The organism is Algoriphagus sp. 4150 (assembly GCF_031457395.1).
GTDB lineage: Bacteria > Bacteroidota > Bacteroidia > Cytophagales > Cyclobacteriaceae > Algoriphagus.
Genome location: NZ_JAVDWS010000011.1, coordinates 1 through 15633, shown reverse-complemented (window position 1 = coordinate 15633; position 15633 = coordinate 1). Strand labels below are relative to the sequence as shown.

Genomic DNA, 15633 nt, shown 5'->3' with positions numbered 1-15633 from the left:
TCTCAGGAAGCACAAAATTCCAGTCGGGATTTGGCATAATTACTTCCTTTTTTAGCAGCATTTTGGATGAGGATACAACCTTCTGAATCACCCATAGAAGTCAAGCATAGCCCTTTGTGAGCCATAGCCTCCAAGTGATTGGGGTTATGCTTGAGTACCTCATCAAAATCCTCTATGGCCCATTCCAAATATCCTGCATTCATGTAAGCAAATCCGCGATTGTATCTTCCGATTATATTGTCCGGTTCATGCTTTACATAAATATTGAATAAAGCAGCACAGCCCAATGCATCTCCCTGATAGGCAAGAGCCATTCCGGTATAGAAGTAGGCTTTTGCATAATCAGGCTTTAATTCAGAAGCTTTTCTTAGAAATTCTTCGGCTTTACTATAATTCTCAGTCATGATCATAGTGCGTCCGAGTAGGTAAATAAAATCAAAATCATCTGCTCCAAGTGTCGCAGCGCGAAGGAGCTTCAGCTCGGCATTCTTATAATCTTTTTGCTCGAACAGTAACTTGCCCAGACCCACGTAAGCCTGTGCATATTTGCTATCAATGGCGATGATTCGCTCATAATCAGCTTTTGATTTTTCGATTTCTCCAAGTTCCTCATGGCATCTTGCGCGTATGTGCAGTGCCTTCACGTCTGTTACATGAAAGAATAGGTATTGGTTTAAACTAGAGATGGCATCTTCATATTTCTCATTCTTAAATAGCTGTTCAATGTCTTGAATGCTACTTGAACATGAGCTACTTATATATACTAATAAAAGCATAGTCAGGATACGTAAAAGTCGTTTCATGACTAAATGAACAAAAAAATAAGGATTAGGAAAAATATTTCTTACGAAATTTTCCTAATCCCTACGAAATTTTAGGAATTATCTCCCTCACGGAGAGATTTTCCTGTAATCTGCTGACTATTAAAGTACTCCCTTGGTACTGGGAAGTTGGTTGATATTTCTGGGATCACGCATCACTGCCATCTTAATAGCTCTTGCCAATGCTTTGAAAATAGCCTCAATCTTATGGTGCTCATTGTCACCTTCTGCTTTGATATTCAGATTGCATTTGGCAGTGTCAGAGAAAGATTTGAAGAAATGATAAAACATCTCAGTGGGCATATCTCCGACTTTTTCCCGCTTGAATTCCGCATCCCACACCATCCACGGCCTTCCTCCGAAATCAATTGCTACCTGCGCCAACACGTCATCCATAGGAAGAAGGAAACCATAGCGGTAAATTCCCTTCTTGTCTCCCAAAGCCTTCAAATATGCTTCTCCAAGAGCCAGTGCCGTATCTTCTATCGTATGGTGCTCATCTATGTGCAAATCGCCATTTACCTTGATCTCAAGATCTGTGCTGCCATGCTTGCCTAGCTGCTCCAGCATGTGATCAAAGAAGTGCAAACCTGTCTTGATGTCACAGGTTCCATTTCCATCGAGATTCAGTTTGATGTAAATGTCAGTTTCAGAAGTTTTTCGACTTACTTCTGCTGCACGGGGCGGCATTTTCAGGAATTCATAGATCTCGTCCCAGTCGGTGGTAACCAAAGCAGTATTCTCAGCTGATTGGCCTATGAAAATAGCTTTTGCTCCAAGATTTTCCGCCAACTTCACATCGGTCTGCCGATCCCCGATTACATAGGAATTTGCCAGATCGTATTCATCGGAAAAATACGCGGTAAGAAGACCTGTGCCCGGCTTTCTGGTGGGAGCATTGTCTTTTTCAAATGTCTTGTCCACATGGATCTCCTTGAAGAAAATATTCTCCTGTTCCAGTGTTTTGAGCATCTTGAACTGTGCCGGCCAAAAGGTTTTTTCAGGAAAGGAATCCGTGCCCAATCCATCCTGATTAGTTACCATTACCAATTCAAAATCAGTTTCCTCGGCGATTTTGCGAAGGTTGGAAATTGCCTTTGGCAAAAACTCTAATTTTTCCAGGCTATCAACTTGAAAATCAGTAGGCGGTTCTTTGATGATAGTTCCATCCCGATCTATAAAAAGTACTTTCTTCTTCATGGTTTATAACTTAAAGCTTTCTGTATATATTTTCTTTAGTGCTTGGATGAAGGATTCATTTTCTGCCCGTGTGCCTACGGAGATTCTTAGACACTCTTCACAAAGCTGAACTTTCGATCTGTTTCTGACGATGATTTTTTCCTCAATGAGATCATCGTAGACATGACCTGCATTGGGGATTTTCACCAAAAGGAAGTTCGCATGGGAAGGATGGATTTTCTCCACAAAATCAAGTTTGCCCATTTCCTCCTTCAAGTATTCACGCTCTTGAAGTATATCAGCAATCATCGCATTGACCTTATCTACTTTTTGAATAGCGTTCAGGACAGTACTTTGAGTCAAGCCTGAGATATTGTAGGGAGGTTTGATCCGGTTCAGAATTTTGATCATTTTCTTCCCGGCAAATGCCATCCCCAGTCTGAGAGAAGCAAGTCCCCAAGCTTTGGAAAAGGTCTGCATGACCAGAAGATTTCCATAGTCATTCAAATAGTCGGTAAAGCTCGGTTCGTCGCTAAAGTCTATGTAGGCTTCGTCCACGACCACCAGGCCATTAAATTCTCTGAGTAATCTCAGAATATCCTCCCGCTTTACTTTATTCCCACTTGGATTGTTGGGAGAGCAGACGAATATGATTTTAGTATGCTCATCTATCGCTTGTAAGATGAGATCCGGCTGAAGTTGGAAATCAGCGGTCAAAGGGACTTTTCTGGTTTCTACATCATTGATTCCGGCACTTACTTCATACATTCCATAAGTTGGAGGCAAGAGAATCACATTGTCTATACCGGGATTGCAAAATGCCCGAAAAAGCAAATCAATTGCCTCGTCAGAGCCGTTTCCAAGGAATATTTGAGAGGGCTTTATTCCCTTTATTTTAGCGATTTCCTCCTTCAGCTCAAGTTGATAGGGATCAGGATAGCGGTTGTGATCCTCATCTGTGATAGATCCGTAAGGATTTTCATTTGCATCCAGAAATATCCCTTCCTTGCCGGTATATTCATCCCGGGCGGATGTGTACGGCTGAAGGTTTGCGATATGCGGTCTTAGTAGTGGGGTTAGGTCAAACTTCATTTCTTTTGTTTTTTGAGATGTTTGAGTCTGATTGTTACGGCATTTTTATGAGCGTACAGCAGCTCGTTTTCCGCCATGATTTCTATGGTAGGTCCTATGTTTTTCAATCCTTCAGGACTGATTTTTTGATAGGTGATTTTCTTCACAAAGCTGTCAAGAGACACGCCGCTGTAATTTCTGGCATAGCCATAGGTAGGCAAGGTATGATTGGTACCGGAGGCATAGTCACCGGCAGATTCAGGCGTGAAGTTTCCGATGAAGACTGAGCCTGCATTATAGACAGCCTCTACAGCTTTTTCTTCTTCGACCACACTGATGATCAGATGCTCAGGTGCATAGAAGTTGATCAGTTCCATGGCTTCTTCTGTACTGTCCATTATTACTGCCCTTGAATTTGCCAGCGCTTTCTTTGCGATGTCTTTTCTGGGCAACTCTTCCAGCTGCTCATCGATCTCTTTGATCACCCGCTGAGTAAATTTCTCTGTGTCTGTGACCAAAATGACTTGACTGTCCACGCCATGCTCTGCTTGAGAAAGCAAATCGGCTGCTACAAAAGCAGGGTTTGCGGAATCATCCGCATAGACCAATACTTCAGAGGGTCCTGCGGGCATGTCTATTGCTACTCCGTATTTTGTCGCCATTTGTTTTGCCGCTGTCACAAATTGGTTTCCCGGACCAAAGATCTTGTCGACTTTCGGTACGCTCTCTGTTCCAAAAGTCATAGCAGCTATAGCCTGTGCTCCACCCGCTTTCACAATTTTGGTAATGCCTACCAATCCTGCTGTATAAAGGATTGCCGGATGGATTTCACCTTCTTTGTTAGGAGGGGAGCAAAGCACAATTTCTTTGCAGCCGGCCAATACTGCAGGGATTCCGAGCATCAAAACCGTGCTGAAAAGGGGAGCAGTTCCTCCTGGAATGTACAGGCCCACCTTCTGGATGGGGATACTTTTTCTCCTGCAAATTACGCCGGGCATTACTTCATCTATTAATTCAGGAGTGGCTTGGGCCATATGGAACCGTTCAATATTGGCTTTGGCCACATGAATAGCTTCCTTCAATTCAGGGGAAATAGCCGCCGAAGCTGACTGGATTTCTATTTCGGTAGGAAACAATGACTCCAATTCAACATGATCGTATTCCATTGCAAATTTGAAAAGGGCTTTATCGCCATTTCTTTTCACTTTTCGCAGAATAGGCTTTACGATTTTAGTTATTTGCTTGGTTTTAAAGGTTGGCCGGGCCAACTGTTTTTTCCAAGTCTCCTTGCTAGGATTGTCCAGGACTTTCATATGATTATAATTAGTCTTTCAAAGGCCAGACCTGCTTACCGTCAGGCAGGCTCGATTTCATTCGATTTCCGGTCTAGGGTAGTGCAATTAATTTTTGCAGGGTTAAAGAATCATCTTTTCTATGGGAACGACTAGGATGCCCTCTGCTCCTGCGGCTCTGAGTTCCTCGATGTTCTCCCAGAATTGATCCTCATTCAAAACAGAATGGACAGATGACCAACCTTCCTGTGCAAGCGGCAGAATAGTAGGGCTACGCATTCCCGGAATCAAGTTGGTGATTTTTTCAATGGATTCATTTGGTGCGTTCAACAGCACATACTTGCTGCTTTTGCCTTTTTGAACTGCATTGATCCTGAACAACAATTTTTCTGCAATTTCCTTTTTCCAATCCGGTAGGTCATTATGGGCGATCAGCACAGCTTCGGATTTGAAGATTTCTTCTACTTCCTTCAGGCCATTCATCATCAGTGTGGATCCCGAGCTCACAATATCACATATTCCCTCGGCCAACCCTATGCTAGGGGCGATCTCTACCGAACCGGAGATTTCGTGAATATCAGCATTGATGTTTTGGCTTTTGAGATAATCCCCAAGAATTTTGGGGTAGGAGGTTGCTATACTTTTTCCTTCAAAAAACTCTACTCCGCTGTATTGCTGACCTTTTGCCACAGCGAGGGAAAGACGACATTTGGAAAATCCCAAAGCCTTTAGTGTAGTGACATTTTTGTCTTTCTCCACTACTTCGTTTTGACCCACGATTCCAAGATCCGCCACTCCGTCGGCTACATATCCGGGAATATCATCGTCGCGGAGAAATAAGAATTCGATAGGGAAATTGGTGGAAGTGGACTTGAGTTTACCCGTTCCGTTATAGAATTTGATGCCACATTCTTTGATGAGGCTAAGTGAGTCGTCAGATAATCGGCCGCTTTTCTGTACGGCAATACGGATTATTTTTTCCATGTTGGCAAGTTACGCTAAGAAATAAAAGGATGTAATAAATGTTGGCGAAAAGCGGAATCCCTATCATCGGCTTCACCGGGTGTGTAATACTATTCCTCAGGAGGAATGATGGAAATGGTGCATCAAGTTGCCTTGATGTGCAGTTGCTAAAAAATCAATATTTCTATTGCTGTTTTCCATTCTCGTTGGCAAAGATAGGGATGGATAGAAAATATGCAAATGGAGAGGCGTTTTTTTGAAAATTAAACTTGTGAGGTTTCTTTACAAATTACTCCTCCCCAGATAGCAGCGCGTCGAGTTTCTCCCAATTTCCCCCCAATGCCTGGGTAATGATCAAGTTCCATCTAGCTTGCATCTCTTTATTTAAGCCATGCCTCGTCTGGCCGTCGTATAATTCCTGTAAGCGGTTCATTTCTCTGTAAGAGTCCATGTAGATAGTATTGAGCTTTGCTTCAAATAGCTCCGGTTCCAATTCCGTATTTTTCAACCTGGCTATCATACGGTCAGCAGCGATTCTGGTAAGGTCAAAATGTCTTTGCTCATGATTGCTTGCATAGTCATTGGCATTTTTCACCCAAGATTGATTGGGTAGCATATATACTTTGATCTCCAGCGTCTGCACTATTTCACCTTCTTCTATAGTAGCATTTCCTTCTATAGAGAGACTACTGAAAATTGTGGCATTGAAAGAACTTCTGGGATTGGGAGTTTCAGTGAAATCGGACCAGGACAAAGGTCTGTCAGGATCATAGAACACGGTGTCTTTGCTGCTCGGTCTTATGGGATCTATGATATTCAACCTGACTTTTTTTACCAGTGCTCTGTTGCTCTGATATTGGGTGGAGATCCAAGCATCAAAGTATTCCCTGCTATTTTCAAACAATCGCTGGATGGATGCTTCCACATGGTGCATTTGGGAAGCGGGTCTGTTGTACTGGATTTTACCGTTGAAATCCACCAGGTGAACGGGCTCATTTTTGCCGTTTATAAAGAAACCCAGCCCCAACTGCAAGTCTCCTTTGTAGGCATTGCGGTCTGCTTGATAAATTTCCTTAAGGTCTAGGTTATAAATTTTGATTGAAATTCGATGGAGGAGCTGTTGGGAAGGAGTTATTTTAGAAGTGAATAATTCCAGTGTTTCTTCGGGAAGCTTTGCACCGAAGGTAGCTTTATGCTTTTTTCTCCCGGAATCATAGATTTCGCCAACTGTTTTGGATACACGCAAGTCGATGACTTCATCAAAAGTGTAATTCTTTTCTTGGGAGGATTTTTCAGCAGGATTTAGTTTCAAGATGATATCCTGAGCTACGGAATCCACCGGTATAAGGAGAAAACAGAAAAAGGCCAAAAGCAATATTCTCATGACTTGGAAAACGAAATTGACTATCAAAAGTTAATTCCATGTCTATTTACAAAATCTCAATTGACGAAGAGTCTTTATGTTATTATGTTTATCCGCTTTTCTGCCAGTAAAAGAGACTAAAGCATTATAGGATTTGGAAAACACTAGCGTCGAGGCCACTTCGGTCTTCTGTCATCGGTCTTCCTGCCATTATACCAAAGAAAATGAGGCTACTGGCATCATTGCGGATAATCACATTATTTATTATACTCCTTCAGTTATTAATCGAAACAGAATTGAAATTTGCCCAAAATGATAAATGTCGTGGTGCAATACTCCTAAAATCAACTCGTAATAGGAGTAGCTCATTTCCCCAAATGGTTCATCCAAAATCATTTCGTCCAAGGTCGATAAGTATTGCTGCCAATCCTCTTGGGATTTTTCTAAATGAGCAAGAGTTTTTTGCCACTCTTCTTTAGTAGTATTTGTAATCGGCTGAATGAAATTATGATTTGGGCTTGAATAGTTGTTTTGGGGGATTCCTTGCAGTACAAGTTCTCGCCAGCCTATCATGTGATTAAGAATTTCCCATATGGAATTGGCTTGAGGAGAAAATTTGTAAGCAGCTTGTTCGGGTGTGATTTGGCTGAGTTTAGCTACCATATTCACCCCCAGCCAAGGATTTCCATTGTATTGCTTTGCAAAAAGGCTTTCTATTCGGCTGGATTCTTTCATAGATCTCAGAGTTAGTGAGCCTTGAAAATACAAAAAAGAACCAGTTTAATTACCGGTTGGATAGTGATACTCAAGGAATCGCTTTTACTAAAAAACCTTCACGGGTTGGCTAATAACTAGGTCATAAATCAGCTAAATTAAGTGCGTTTACTTTCAAATGAGTATTAACCCTTGAAGGGGGGTAAAGATTGGATTTTTAAAGGCTATTTTCTTAGGGTAAAGCTGTCAGAATGTAAAAAAGAAGCGCAGGTAGCATCCACGCTTCTTTTTTGAATGCTATTCCTATTCGTTTTAGTTGAAAAGGAGCGGAGCGAATTGGGTCAAATAGATCCTCCAGTTTCTCCAGATATGGCCGCCCTCAGATTCTACATATTCATAAGGCATGCCCATGGCATCTAGTTTTGCTCTATATTCCTTATTGGCATCATAGAGAAAATCAGTTTTTCCAATAGCAATCCAATAGAGTTGATATCCATTGTCCATTTGAGTTTTCAAAGTACCATCTATGTCATTGTAGACACTGTTGGTAGCATCTTCCCGTGGCATAATAGCAGCGGAGAAAAGACCGATGTAATCAAACTTGTTCGGATAAAATCTAGAGATGTGCATCGTATGGTAGCCGCCCATGGATAGACCTGCGATAGCTCTAGTTGATTTATCTGCCTTAACCCGATAGTTGCTTTCCACAAAGTTGATGATGTCCATAAAATTTGCTTCATAGGTTCCATCCATAGTTTTTGGAATCATAAAAGCCGGCTTGTACATTCCTCCCTTTCCTTCTCCCGGAGCAGCATCCTGGATTACATTGCCGTTTGGCATTACAACGATCATAGGCTTGGCTTTTCCTTCTGCGATGAGATTATCCATAACCTGGGCAGTTCTTCCCAGAGCTATCCAAGCCTCCTCATCGCCGCCCGCCCCATGCAATAGGTATAGCACAGGATATTTGTCTTTGGATTGTTCATATCCGGGTGGGGTATAGATGGTAAGTCTGCGGTTCATATCCAATCCCGGAGAATCATACCAGCGGCGGGCAACAGTACCATGCGGTACATCTTTAACCCGATAAAGGCCAGCTTGTCCTTCACCTATTATAAATACATTGGTAACAGAAGCTACATCACGGATCAGAAAGGGATTGTTGGGGTCAGTAGTCTTGAGATCATCTACTATAAAGGAGTAGTTGTAGAGCTCGGGGGAAAGCTGAGCTGTGGTATATGACCAAACTCCTTTGTCATCTTTTGTAAGTTCAGCTTTTCCGGGGCCGTCCATTTTGCCCATGGGGGTGTCCATTTCTAGTGTAGGAAGAAAGTCCCCTGTTACCTGAATGACAGCTGCTCCCGGAGCAAATATTCTGAATGTGACAGAGCCATCGTCGTGAATTTCTGGTGAAGTGATTTGTTGCGGGCTAAATAGAGCTTCTTGCGCGTGTGAGCTTCTTACTATCAGGCAAAAGAATAGGATAGAAAGCTGTAGAATTTTTTTCATTGCTAGGTTTTTTTGGGTTGAAATCAGGAGATTACTTAAGTGTAGGCTTAATCAAATCCCTATTGTATCATGATGACAATTACAGGAAAATCAAGCTACTTTCCAAAGTAGGTCTTTTGAAACCTTACTCTATTTTGCAGTAATCTCCTGAAGAGTGATCGCCGGCTTGTATTCTATCGGACGAAGTGTGTACGAAAGTGTACAGGTGATTGTATGCCGTCCAAATCAAATTCACGGAATTTAAACTTTTTCAAAATTAAATTTCCTTAACAAGCTTGGTTTGCTGCAACCCAAGAAATGAATGAAACTTACAAAAAGTGTCCGCTTGTAATACAGTCGGACATAGAAGTGACCATATATTGTACATGTTTTGTTAAAAAACTGTGAATTGATCAGAATTAAATTTTGAAATGATCCTGAAAGTATAATGTTTCGAAAAATTATTTGGGCTCTGGGGAAGCTTTTGTTTTTGGATTGGTATGCGCTTGGCAATAAGGAAAGCATAACACAAAATCTAAAAATTTAAAACCAACATATTATGAAAACTCTATTCACAGTAGCATTAGCAGGCGCATTATCTTTAAGTTCTTTGGTAGCCAACGCAAGCGAAGACCTAAGGGCTTTATCCACCGTAAATTCTACGCATAAGAAAGTCAATGTGATGCTGAATGAAGGCGTAGGAAACGCAAAAATTTCTATTTTGGATCAGGACGGTAAAGTCCTTAGCAATAGAAAAGTACGTGTAAAAGATGAGAATTTGATGGTGCCTTACAATATGGATAATTTACCCGCAGGCGAGTATCAAGTCAAAATCGTAACTGATCTGGAAGAAGTAACCTACAAAGTAACGACTAGTGATGCACCGATACCTGCTGCGGCTTTACCTTTGATGGCTTATGGTAAAACAGTTAATGAAAACACCGTTGGCTTGACTGTAGTGGGATTGACTGAGCCCGGTGTCAAGGTGGAGGCTTACTCAGCCAAATCTGGAAAAGTCATCTATTCTGAATATGTCGATCAGGCTGAAGGTTTTAAGAAGGATTACTCTTTCAATAATATGAAATCAAACGATATCTATCTGAAAGTGATAGACAGTCAGGGAAGAAGCAAAACACTATTCTTCTAAAGCAGAAACAAACCAACTATTTCCCAAAGCCCTGATCAACTTCAGGGCTTTTTTTATAGATCATCCAGTCTTCGTGTGCGTCATTTTGAGCTGCTTTTCTTTTAGATGGGTTGTTCAATGGATTTTAATGCATGAATTATCGCTTTGAAGGAACAATGAATTATCTTCCCTATTCTATATTGCCTCAAAGGTGTTCAAATCCAGTCATAAAATTACTTGTTATAGTGCTGTAGAAGTCTCATAGGATGAAGAGCTTTGTAGAAGGATTAACCGGCGTTGAAAACACATTTACAAACAGGACAGGATACTTCGGGGTGGCCTTAACGTTAACTTTACCATAGAACTTTACATTATCATGGAAAACAAAACACGACTTGTACAACTGATCCATCCCACTTATGGACGGAGTATTGCCATGGTTCAAGAGCCGGAATTGGTATTTTTAAAAGAGTTTGGGTCTATCTATGAACTTGCCATAAGTGCTTTGGAGAATGGGCAAAAGTTAAAGGAATTGATCCTAGCTAGCTTGACAACTGAAACATTGGATTACTCCTCTGTATATGAAGGTACAAGTGAATGGAAGTTGCTTCCTTCTTTCGATCATCCGAAGTCTCCTTTTCTTTGTATGGTATCGGGTACAGGTTTGACGCATCATAATAGTGCGTTGAACAGACAAATGATGCACGGGCAGCTTGAAGAAAAGCCTACTGATAGCCTAAAAATGTATGAAATGGGAGTGAAGGGAGGATCTCCGGCACCTGGGGAAATAGGAGTTCAGCCGGAATGGTTTTATAAAGGGAATGGCGAGGTATTAAGAGCTCATGGAGAATCGCTTTCTGTACCTTATTATGCCAATGACGGCGGAGAGGAGCCTGAGATTGCCGGGTTGTATATCATTGATAAAGCGGGCAAACCTTGGAGAATCGGTTTAAGTACAGGTAATGAATTTTCCGACCACATCATGGAAAAAACCAATTACCTCTACCTGGCGCCATCAAAAATAAGGAATTGCTCCATAGGACCGGAAGCAGTGATCGATGCGGATTTCGAAAGCTATTCAGGTGAGGTTGCCATCTCGCGTAATGGTCGGCATGTTTGGAGTTCTGCAATTAATACCGGCCAAGAGAATATGTGCCACAATTTGGCGAATCTGGAATTTCATCATTTTAAATACGAATCCCATAGAATCCCTCTTCAGGCGCACGTTCATTTTTTTGGAGCAGATGCCTTTAGCTTTGGAAATAAAATCGCCTTAGAAAATGGGGATAAAATGACTGTAGAGTGGAAAGGAATGGGACGGGCATTGGAGAATTATGTAAAAGTAATGGATCCAAAAGCACAAGAACCTCCTGTCATCAGTCAATTGTAACAGACAATGATCAATAAACAATGAAGTTGGTATAATTGAGTTTGTACTACCTGTCATGTAATTTTTATGGTCCTATTCTTAATCATACAGCGAGATTGAATTTACTTTGCTTATCTTGATCTAAAATTTAGATAAAGTAAAATCTATTTCGAGAAATAATTGTTAAAGAATAACCAGAACGTCCATTGAAATCTAACTTCTCTTTATTAATCCAACTCCTTGTTTTAGTTTTTGCGTCGGGCTGTACATCAAGTACTGATAACCTATCCCAAGAATCCGGAGATGTACTAAATTCAAATCCCGTCATCATGGCCTATTATGTGCCTGAGCGGAATTTTAAGCCAGAAGAAATACCTGTAGAAAAGCTTACCCACATTATATTCTCTTTCACTCACGTAATCGATGGTGAAATGAAATTCAGGAATCCAGAGGTGTCAGGGCCAATGCTGGAGGCCCTTGTCGGGCAAAAAGCACGTAATTCTGACCTAAAAGTGATGATTGCATGTGGAGGATGGGGAGCGGATGGCTTTTCGGATATGGCATTGACAGAAGAAAGTCGCGCAAAATTTATCAAAAGTGCCGGGGAATTTATAGCAGCCTACCAGCTTGACGGTATGGATATGGATTGGGAATATCCTGGAATTTCGGGAGAGGGTACTATGGCAAGGCCGGAAGACACACAGAATTTTACCTCACTGATGAAAGGATTGCGTGAGATGTTGAATACGTTCGATTCCCACAAAATTCTGACTTTTGCTTCAGCCGGATGGAAGCGATACTATGATTTTATCGAGGTGAATGAGGTAATGAAATATGCCGACTACACCAATGTAATGACGTATGATCAAGTTTCCGGGGTTTCGATTTACACAGGCCATCATACTCCGCTAGGGAATGTGAATAGCGAAGACATTCAGGGAACTCCTTTTCGTGATCATCTGGACAGCTTGTATCAGTCAGGTGAGAATTTGGATCCAGATCCACGTTCGGCGGAGAAAATCGTAGACTTCCTGATCGAAGAAGGGGTTGATCCTAAGCAGATCGTGATCGGTGCTGCTTTTTACGGCAGAGTCTGGAAAGGCGTACCTCCCGTAAACAACGGCTTGTACCAGCTTAGCAATGGACTACACATTGGATGGATGGCTTATCATCAAATTCGGGACAAGTATGAGCAGGATTCTAGTTTTCACCGGTTTTGGGATGACAAGGCCAAAGCCCCATACATGTATAATATTACCGATAGCTTATTGGTATCGTATGATGACACCGTTTCCGTAGCAATGAAAACAAAATACACTAAAGACAAAGGAATAGGAGGCATCATGTTTTGGGAATTGGGCAATGACACCAAGGAGCAAGGAAGTTTACTGGATGCCATTTATAAGGCTGCTCAGTAAGTAAGATTATCCTGGTTATCAATAAGTAAAGGTGATACCTGCACCTAATCCCATATCGCTGTCATAATGTGAGGAGGCTGAAATGTATTTGGTGAGGATGTATCTGGCACCTACGGCATATTCGAGATCGGAATTCACCATTCCCCAAAGTCTGGCTCTTTTGGTAAGGGGAATATCGTCCCGCCGGAGTTGAAGTCTTACGTAGCCGGTATGATCTACTTTCAGGTCTGTCACGATAAACCAGGGAGCCGTGTACTGAAATCCTAAATGAAAAACATTCCTATCGTCTTTGGTGTTGGCTTGCCCAAACACGCTTTTTTCAAGTTCCTTACCCTCACGATATCGAAAATCCCACCCTACATAGCCAAATGCAAATTGATTTCTCCCCAGAAATCTCCCGAAGTGACTTTCTGTTTCATAACCATTTCTGGCATTCAATCCGACTCTCCACTCTGTTTGTAGCATCCAGCGGGTGTTCATAAGGGTGATATCACCGTCTGTACCGTTAGTTTCCACACCTACTTCTGCTCCAAGATAAAAGCGGCGGTCATCTGCTTTGACTTTTCGCAAAGCCACTCTGGGATCTCCTATCTGAGGATTGGGAGGGGAGTCTTCGTAGCTGATTATTCTGCCCATACCTGCCATCATATGATAGAGGATATGACAGTGGAAAAACCAATCCCCGTATTCTTCCGAGGCATGGAACTCGATGGTGTCGGTCTCCATGGGCATAATATCGAGGACATTCTTGAGCGGAGCATATTCGTCCATATCATTTACCACTCTGAAAAAATGTCCGTGCAAGTGCATGGGATGGCGCATCATGGAATTATTGGTCAGGACAATCCGAACGTTTTCCCCTTTTTTGATCAGAATTTTATCACTTTCGGAGATGGTCTTATTGTCAAGCGTCCACACATACCGGTTCATATTTCCTGTCAGCTCAAAGTTGAGAGTTCTCGTTGGGACATCGGGAAGTGTGGTTTTCCGGGGTGCTTTGAGCATGTTGTAGTTTAGCGTGACCAATTCTGCTGGGGATTTGGCATGCATAGCTTCCATGTCTTCAGAATTCATTTTACTGTGATCCATTTGGGAATGATCCATAGATGCGGAATCTTCTGAAGTAGGAGCACTATCATCGGTTAGTTCCCGATACATGACCGCATTCATGTCCATCTTCTGAAGAGCCATGTCCATGCCCATATCATCCATTTTTCCTCCTAGGGTCATCATACTGTTCATCATGTCCATTCCTTCAAAATAATCCAGTTGGGGAAGTTTTTGGGCAGAGAGCTTGGGGCCGTTGCCTAGCCAAAAGGAAGCGTAACCCATGCGGTCTTCGGAAGTTGCCAGAAATTCCGCCATCTCACCTGATTCGGGAACAGTGACTTCCAAGTCATAGATTTCCGATACTCCGACGATAAGGCGGTCTACTTCTACCGGTTCCACGTCCATCCCATCAGAGGCTATTACTTTGAACTTGCCTCCTGCATAACTCAGCCAGAAATAAGTAGAAGCACTTCCATTGATGACCCTAAGACGTACTTTTTCTCCGGGCTTATACTGTTTTCGCTCAATGCTTGTTTGTCCATTTATCTGAAACTGCTCATAATAGACATCGCTCACGTCCATCGCATGCATACGTTTCCATTCATTGGTTAGCTTTGTCTTTAATTTCCCCGCTTTGATTGCCTCTGAATAGCTTTGGACTGAATTTTTTTTGATCATGTACCAGTCTGTGGCAAAGTGTAGGGAGCGTTCGATCTGATGCGGATTTTCGTCACTCCAGTCAGTTAGCAGCAAGACCTCTTCATTCTCAGGTTGCTCATTTTTCTTGTGGATAATCAGTGCCCCGTACATTCCTATCTGCTCCTGTAGCATGGTATGGGAATGATACCAATAGGTACCACTCTGCTTCAGTACAAACTCAAATGTATGCGTGCTGTGCGGCTCAATGGGGGCGGTAGTCAAATAGGGTACACCATCCTGCTCATTGGGTAAGATAAGTCCGTGCCAATGCAGTGAAGTGGTATGATGCATCTTGTTGTGCACCCGGATCACAGCCGTGTCCCCTTCTGTAAAATGCAGGGTAGGCATCGGAGTTTGGCCGTTTACGGAAATGGCTTTTTTTGTTTTTCCCGTATAGTTTACCAGCGTGTCACGGACATAGAGGTCATATTCTACGAGCTTTTGCGCCACTACCGGTGCGCTCAGAAGTATACTTAAAATGGAAAAAGCAAGGATCTTGATCGATAGTTTTGACATGCCGGATAGCAGGGGAATTAATTAATTTTTGAAGCCGATTGTTTCTTTCACACTACCACAAGTCAGCATTTTAGAGCCATAGTATGGATTCTTTACACCTGCCTCAGCGCTTAGCCAATAGCTTTTCTTCATGGGGCAATACTGATAATAGAGCACCTGTGGGATAGAATCTTGGTTTTTCGCATACGTGTACATGGCTTCAGAAAATGGGGCAAAAGCAGCGCGCCTCTTTTCCAAATCTTTGCTTTTATTTACCTCATCAGCGAGTTTGGATAACTCTTTTTTATTGGGAAAATCCCCGGCTTCAGCAATGCTTTTAGCCATAACTGAAGCAGCATTGCCGGATTTTTCATTGTCACTGGCTATTAGAGCATCTTTCAGCACTAAATAATTTTTTAGAATTTCATCCGTGTCTTGAGCGGTTGCAATTGCTGCAAAACTCAATAGAATAAGAGTTGATAGAATGAGCTTTTTCATATGTTTATAATTTTTCTGTCACTTCATTTTTATATTTTTAGGTAAGGGTAAGAAAACGCTAAGAAGTTAAATTTTCATATTCATGCT

General features: G+C 42.0%; 13 protein-coding genes. 3 read left to right on the top strand and 10 right to left on the bottom strand.

Features of this window, described 5'->3' with window-relative positions; translation table 11 throughout:
- Positions 1-2 precede the first annotated feature (2 nt).
- The 8 genes from J2X69_RS14400 to J2X69_RS14365 all read right to left on the bottom strand — a co-directional run bounded on the left by J2X69_RS14400 (position 3) and on the right by J2X69_RS14365 (position 8912).
- The gene (locus J2X69_RS14400) at positions 3-803 is read right to left on the bottom strand and encodes a tetratricopeptide repeat protein (RefSeq protein WP_310104559.1); all 801 of its coding nucleotides are present in this window, start codon (positions 801-803) and stop codon (positions 3-5) included.
- A gap of 120 nt (positions 804-923) precedes the next feature.
- Positions 924-2021, bottom strand: coding sequence for a bifunctional histidinol-phosphatase/imidazoleglycerol-phosphate dehydratase HisB (hisB, locus tag J2X69_RS14395; protein WP_310104557.1), 1098 nt, complete (start codon positions 2019-2021; stop codon positions 924-926).
- 3 nt (positions 2022-2024) lie between these two features.
- Positions 2025-3092: a histidinol-phosphate transaminase gene (gene hisC, locus J2X69_RS14390; protein WP_310104556.1), complete on the bottom strand. Its 1068-nt coding sequence runs from the start codon at positions 3090-3092 to the stop codon at positions 2025-2027.
- Positions 3089-4384: a histidinol dehydrogenase gene (hisD, locus tag J2X69_RS14385; RefSeq protein WP_310104553.1), complete on the bottom strand. Its 1296-nt coding sequence runs from the start codon at positions 4382-4384 to the stop codon at positions 3089-3091. Before hisD ends, hisC begins: the two co-directional genes overlap by 4 nt.
- Before the next feature lie 102 nt (positions 4385-4486).
- The gene (gene hisG, locus J2X69_RS14380) at positions 4487-5347 is read right to left on the bottom strand and encodes an ATP phosphoribosyltransferase (protein WP_310104550.1); all 861 of its coding nucleotides are present in this window, start codon (positions 5345-5347) and stop codon (positions 4487-4489) included.
- Positions 5348-5615: 268 nt separating this feature from the next.
- Complete coding sequence (locus tag J2X69_RS14375; RefSeq protein ID WP_310104547.1) at positions 5616-6710, bottom strand: hypothetical protein; 1095 nt, start codon at positions 6708-6710, stop codon at positions 5616-5618.
- A gap of 243 nt (positions 6711-6953) precedes the next feature.
- On the bottom strand, positions 6954-7424 hold the full coding sequence (locus tag J2X69_RS14370) for a DinB family protein (protein ID WP_310104544.1): 471 nt from the start codon (positions 7422-7424) through the stop codon (positions 6954-6956).
- A gap of 291 nt (positions 7425-7715) precedes the next feature.
- The gene (locus J2X69_RS14365; protein ID WP_310104541.1) at positions 7716-8912 is read right to left on the bottom strand and encodes an alpha/beta hydrolase-fold protein; all 1197 of its coding nucleotides are present in this window, start codon (positions 8910-8912) and stop codon (positions 7716-7718) included.
- A gap of 538 nt (positions 8913-9450) precedes the next feature.
- Between J2X69_RS14365 and J2X69_RS14360 the strand changes: the two genes are divergently transcribed.
- The 3 genes from J2X69_RS14360 (at position 9451) to J2X69_RS14350 (ending at position 12804) form a co-directional block, all read left to right on the top strand.
- Positions 9451-10038 carry a T9SS type A sorting domain-containing protein gene (locus J2X69_RS14360; RefSeq protein ID WP_310104540.1) on the top strand — a complete coding sequence of 196 codons (588 nt, stop codon included), beginning with the start codon at positions 9451-9453 and terminating at the stop codon, positions 10036-10038.
- A 355-nt stretch (positions 10039-10393) separates the two neighbouring features.
- The gene (gene araD1, locus J2X69_RS14355; protein ID WP_310104538.1) at positions 10394-11407 is read left to right on the top strand and encodes an AraD1 family protein; all 1014 of its coding nucleotides are present in this window, start codon (positions 10394-10396) and stop codon (positions 11405-11407) included.
- A 308-nt stretch (positions 11408-11715) separates the two neighbouring features.
- On the top strand, positions 11716-12804 hold the full coding sequence (locus tag J2X69_RS14350; RefSeq protein WP_310104534.1) for a glycoside hydrolase family 18 protein: 1089 nt from the start codon (positions 11716-11718) through the stop codon (positions 12802-12804).
- Between the two features lie 18 nt (positions 12805-12822).
- Here the strand turns inward: J2X69_RS14350 and J2X69_RS14345 are convergent, their stop codons facing one another.
- Together J2X69_RS14345 and J2X69_RS14340 are read right to left on the bottom strand one after the other, a co-directional pair.
- Positions 12823-15069 (bottom strand): multicopper oxidase domain-containing protein, encoded by a 2247-nt coding sequence (locus tag J2X69_RS14345; protein WP_310104531.1) that lies wholly within the window; start codon positions 15067-15069, stop codon positions 12823-12825.
- A gap of 21 nt (positions 15070-15090) precedes the next feature.
- Positions 15091-15546, bottom strand: a complete 456-nt coding sequence (locus J2X69_RS14340) for a DUF3347 domain-containing protein (RefSeq protein WP_310104528.1) — start codon at positions 15544-15546, stop codon at positions 15091-15093.
- Positions 15547-15633 lie beyond the last annotated feature (87 nt).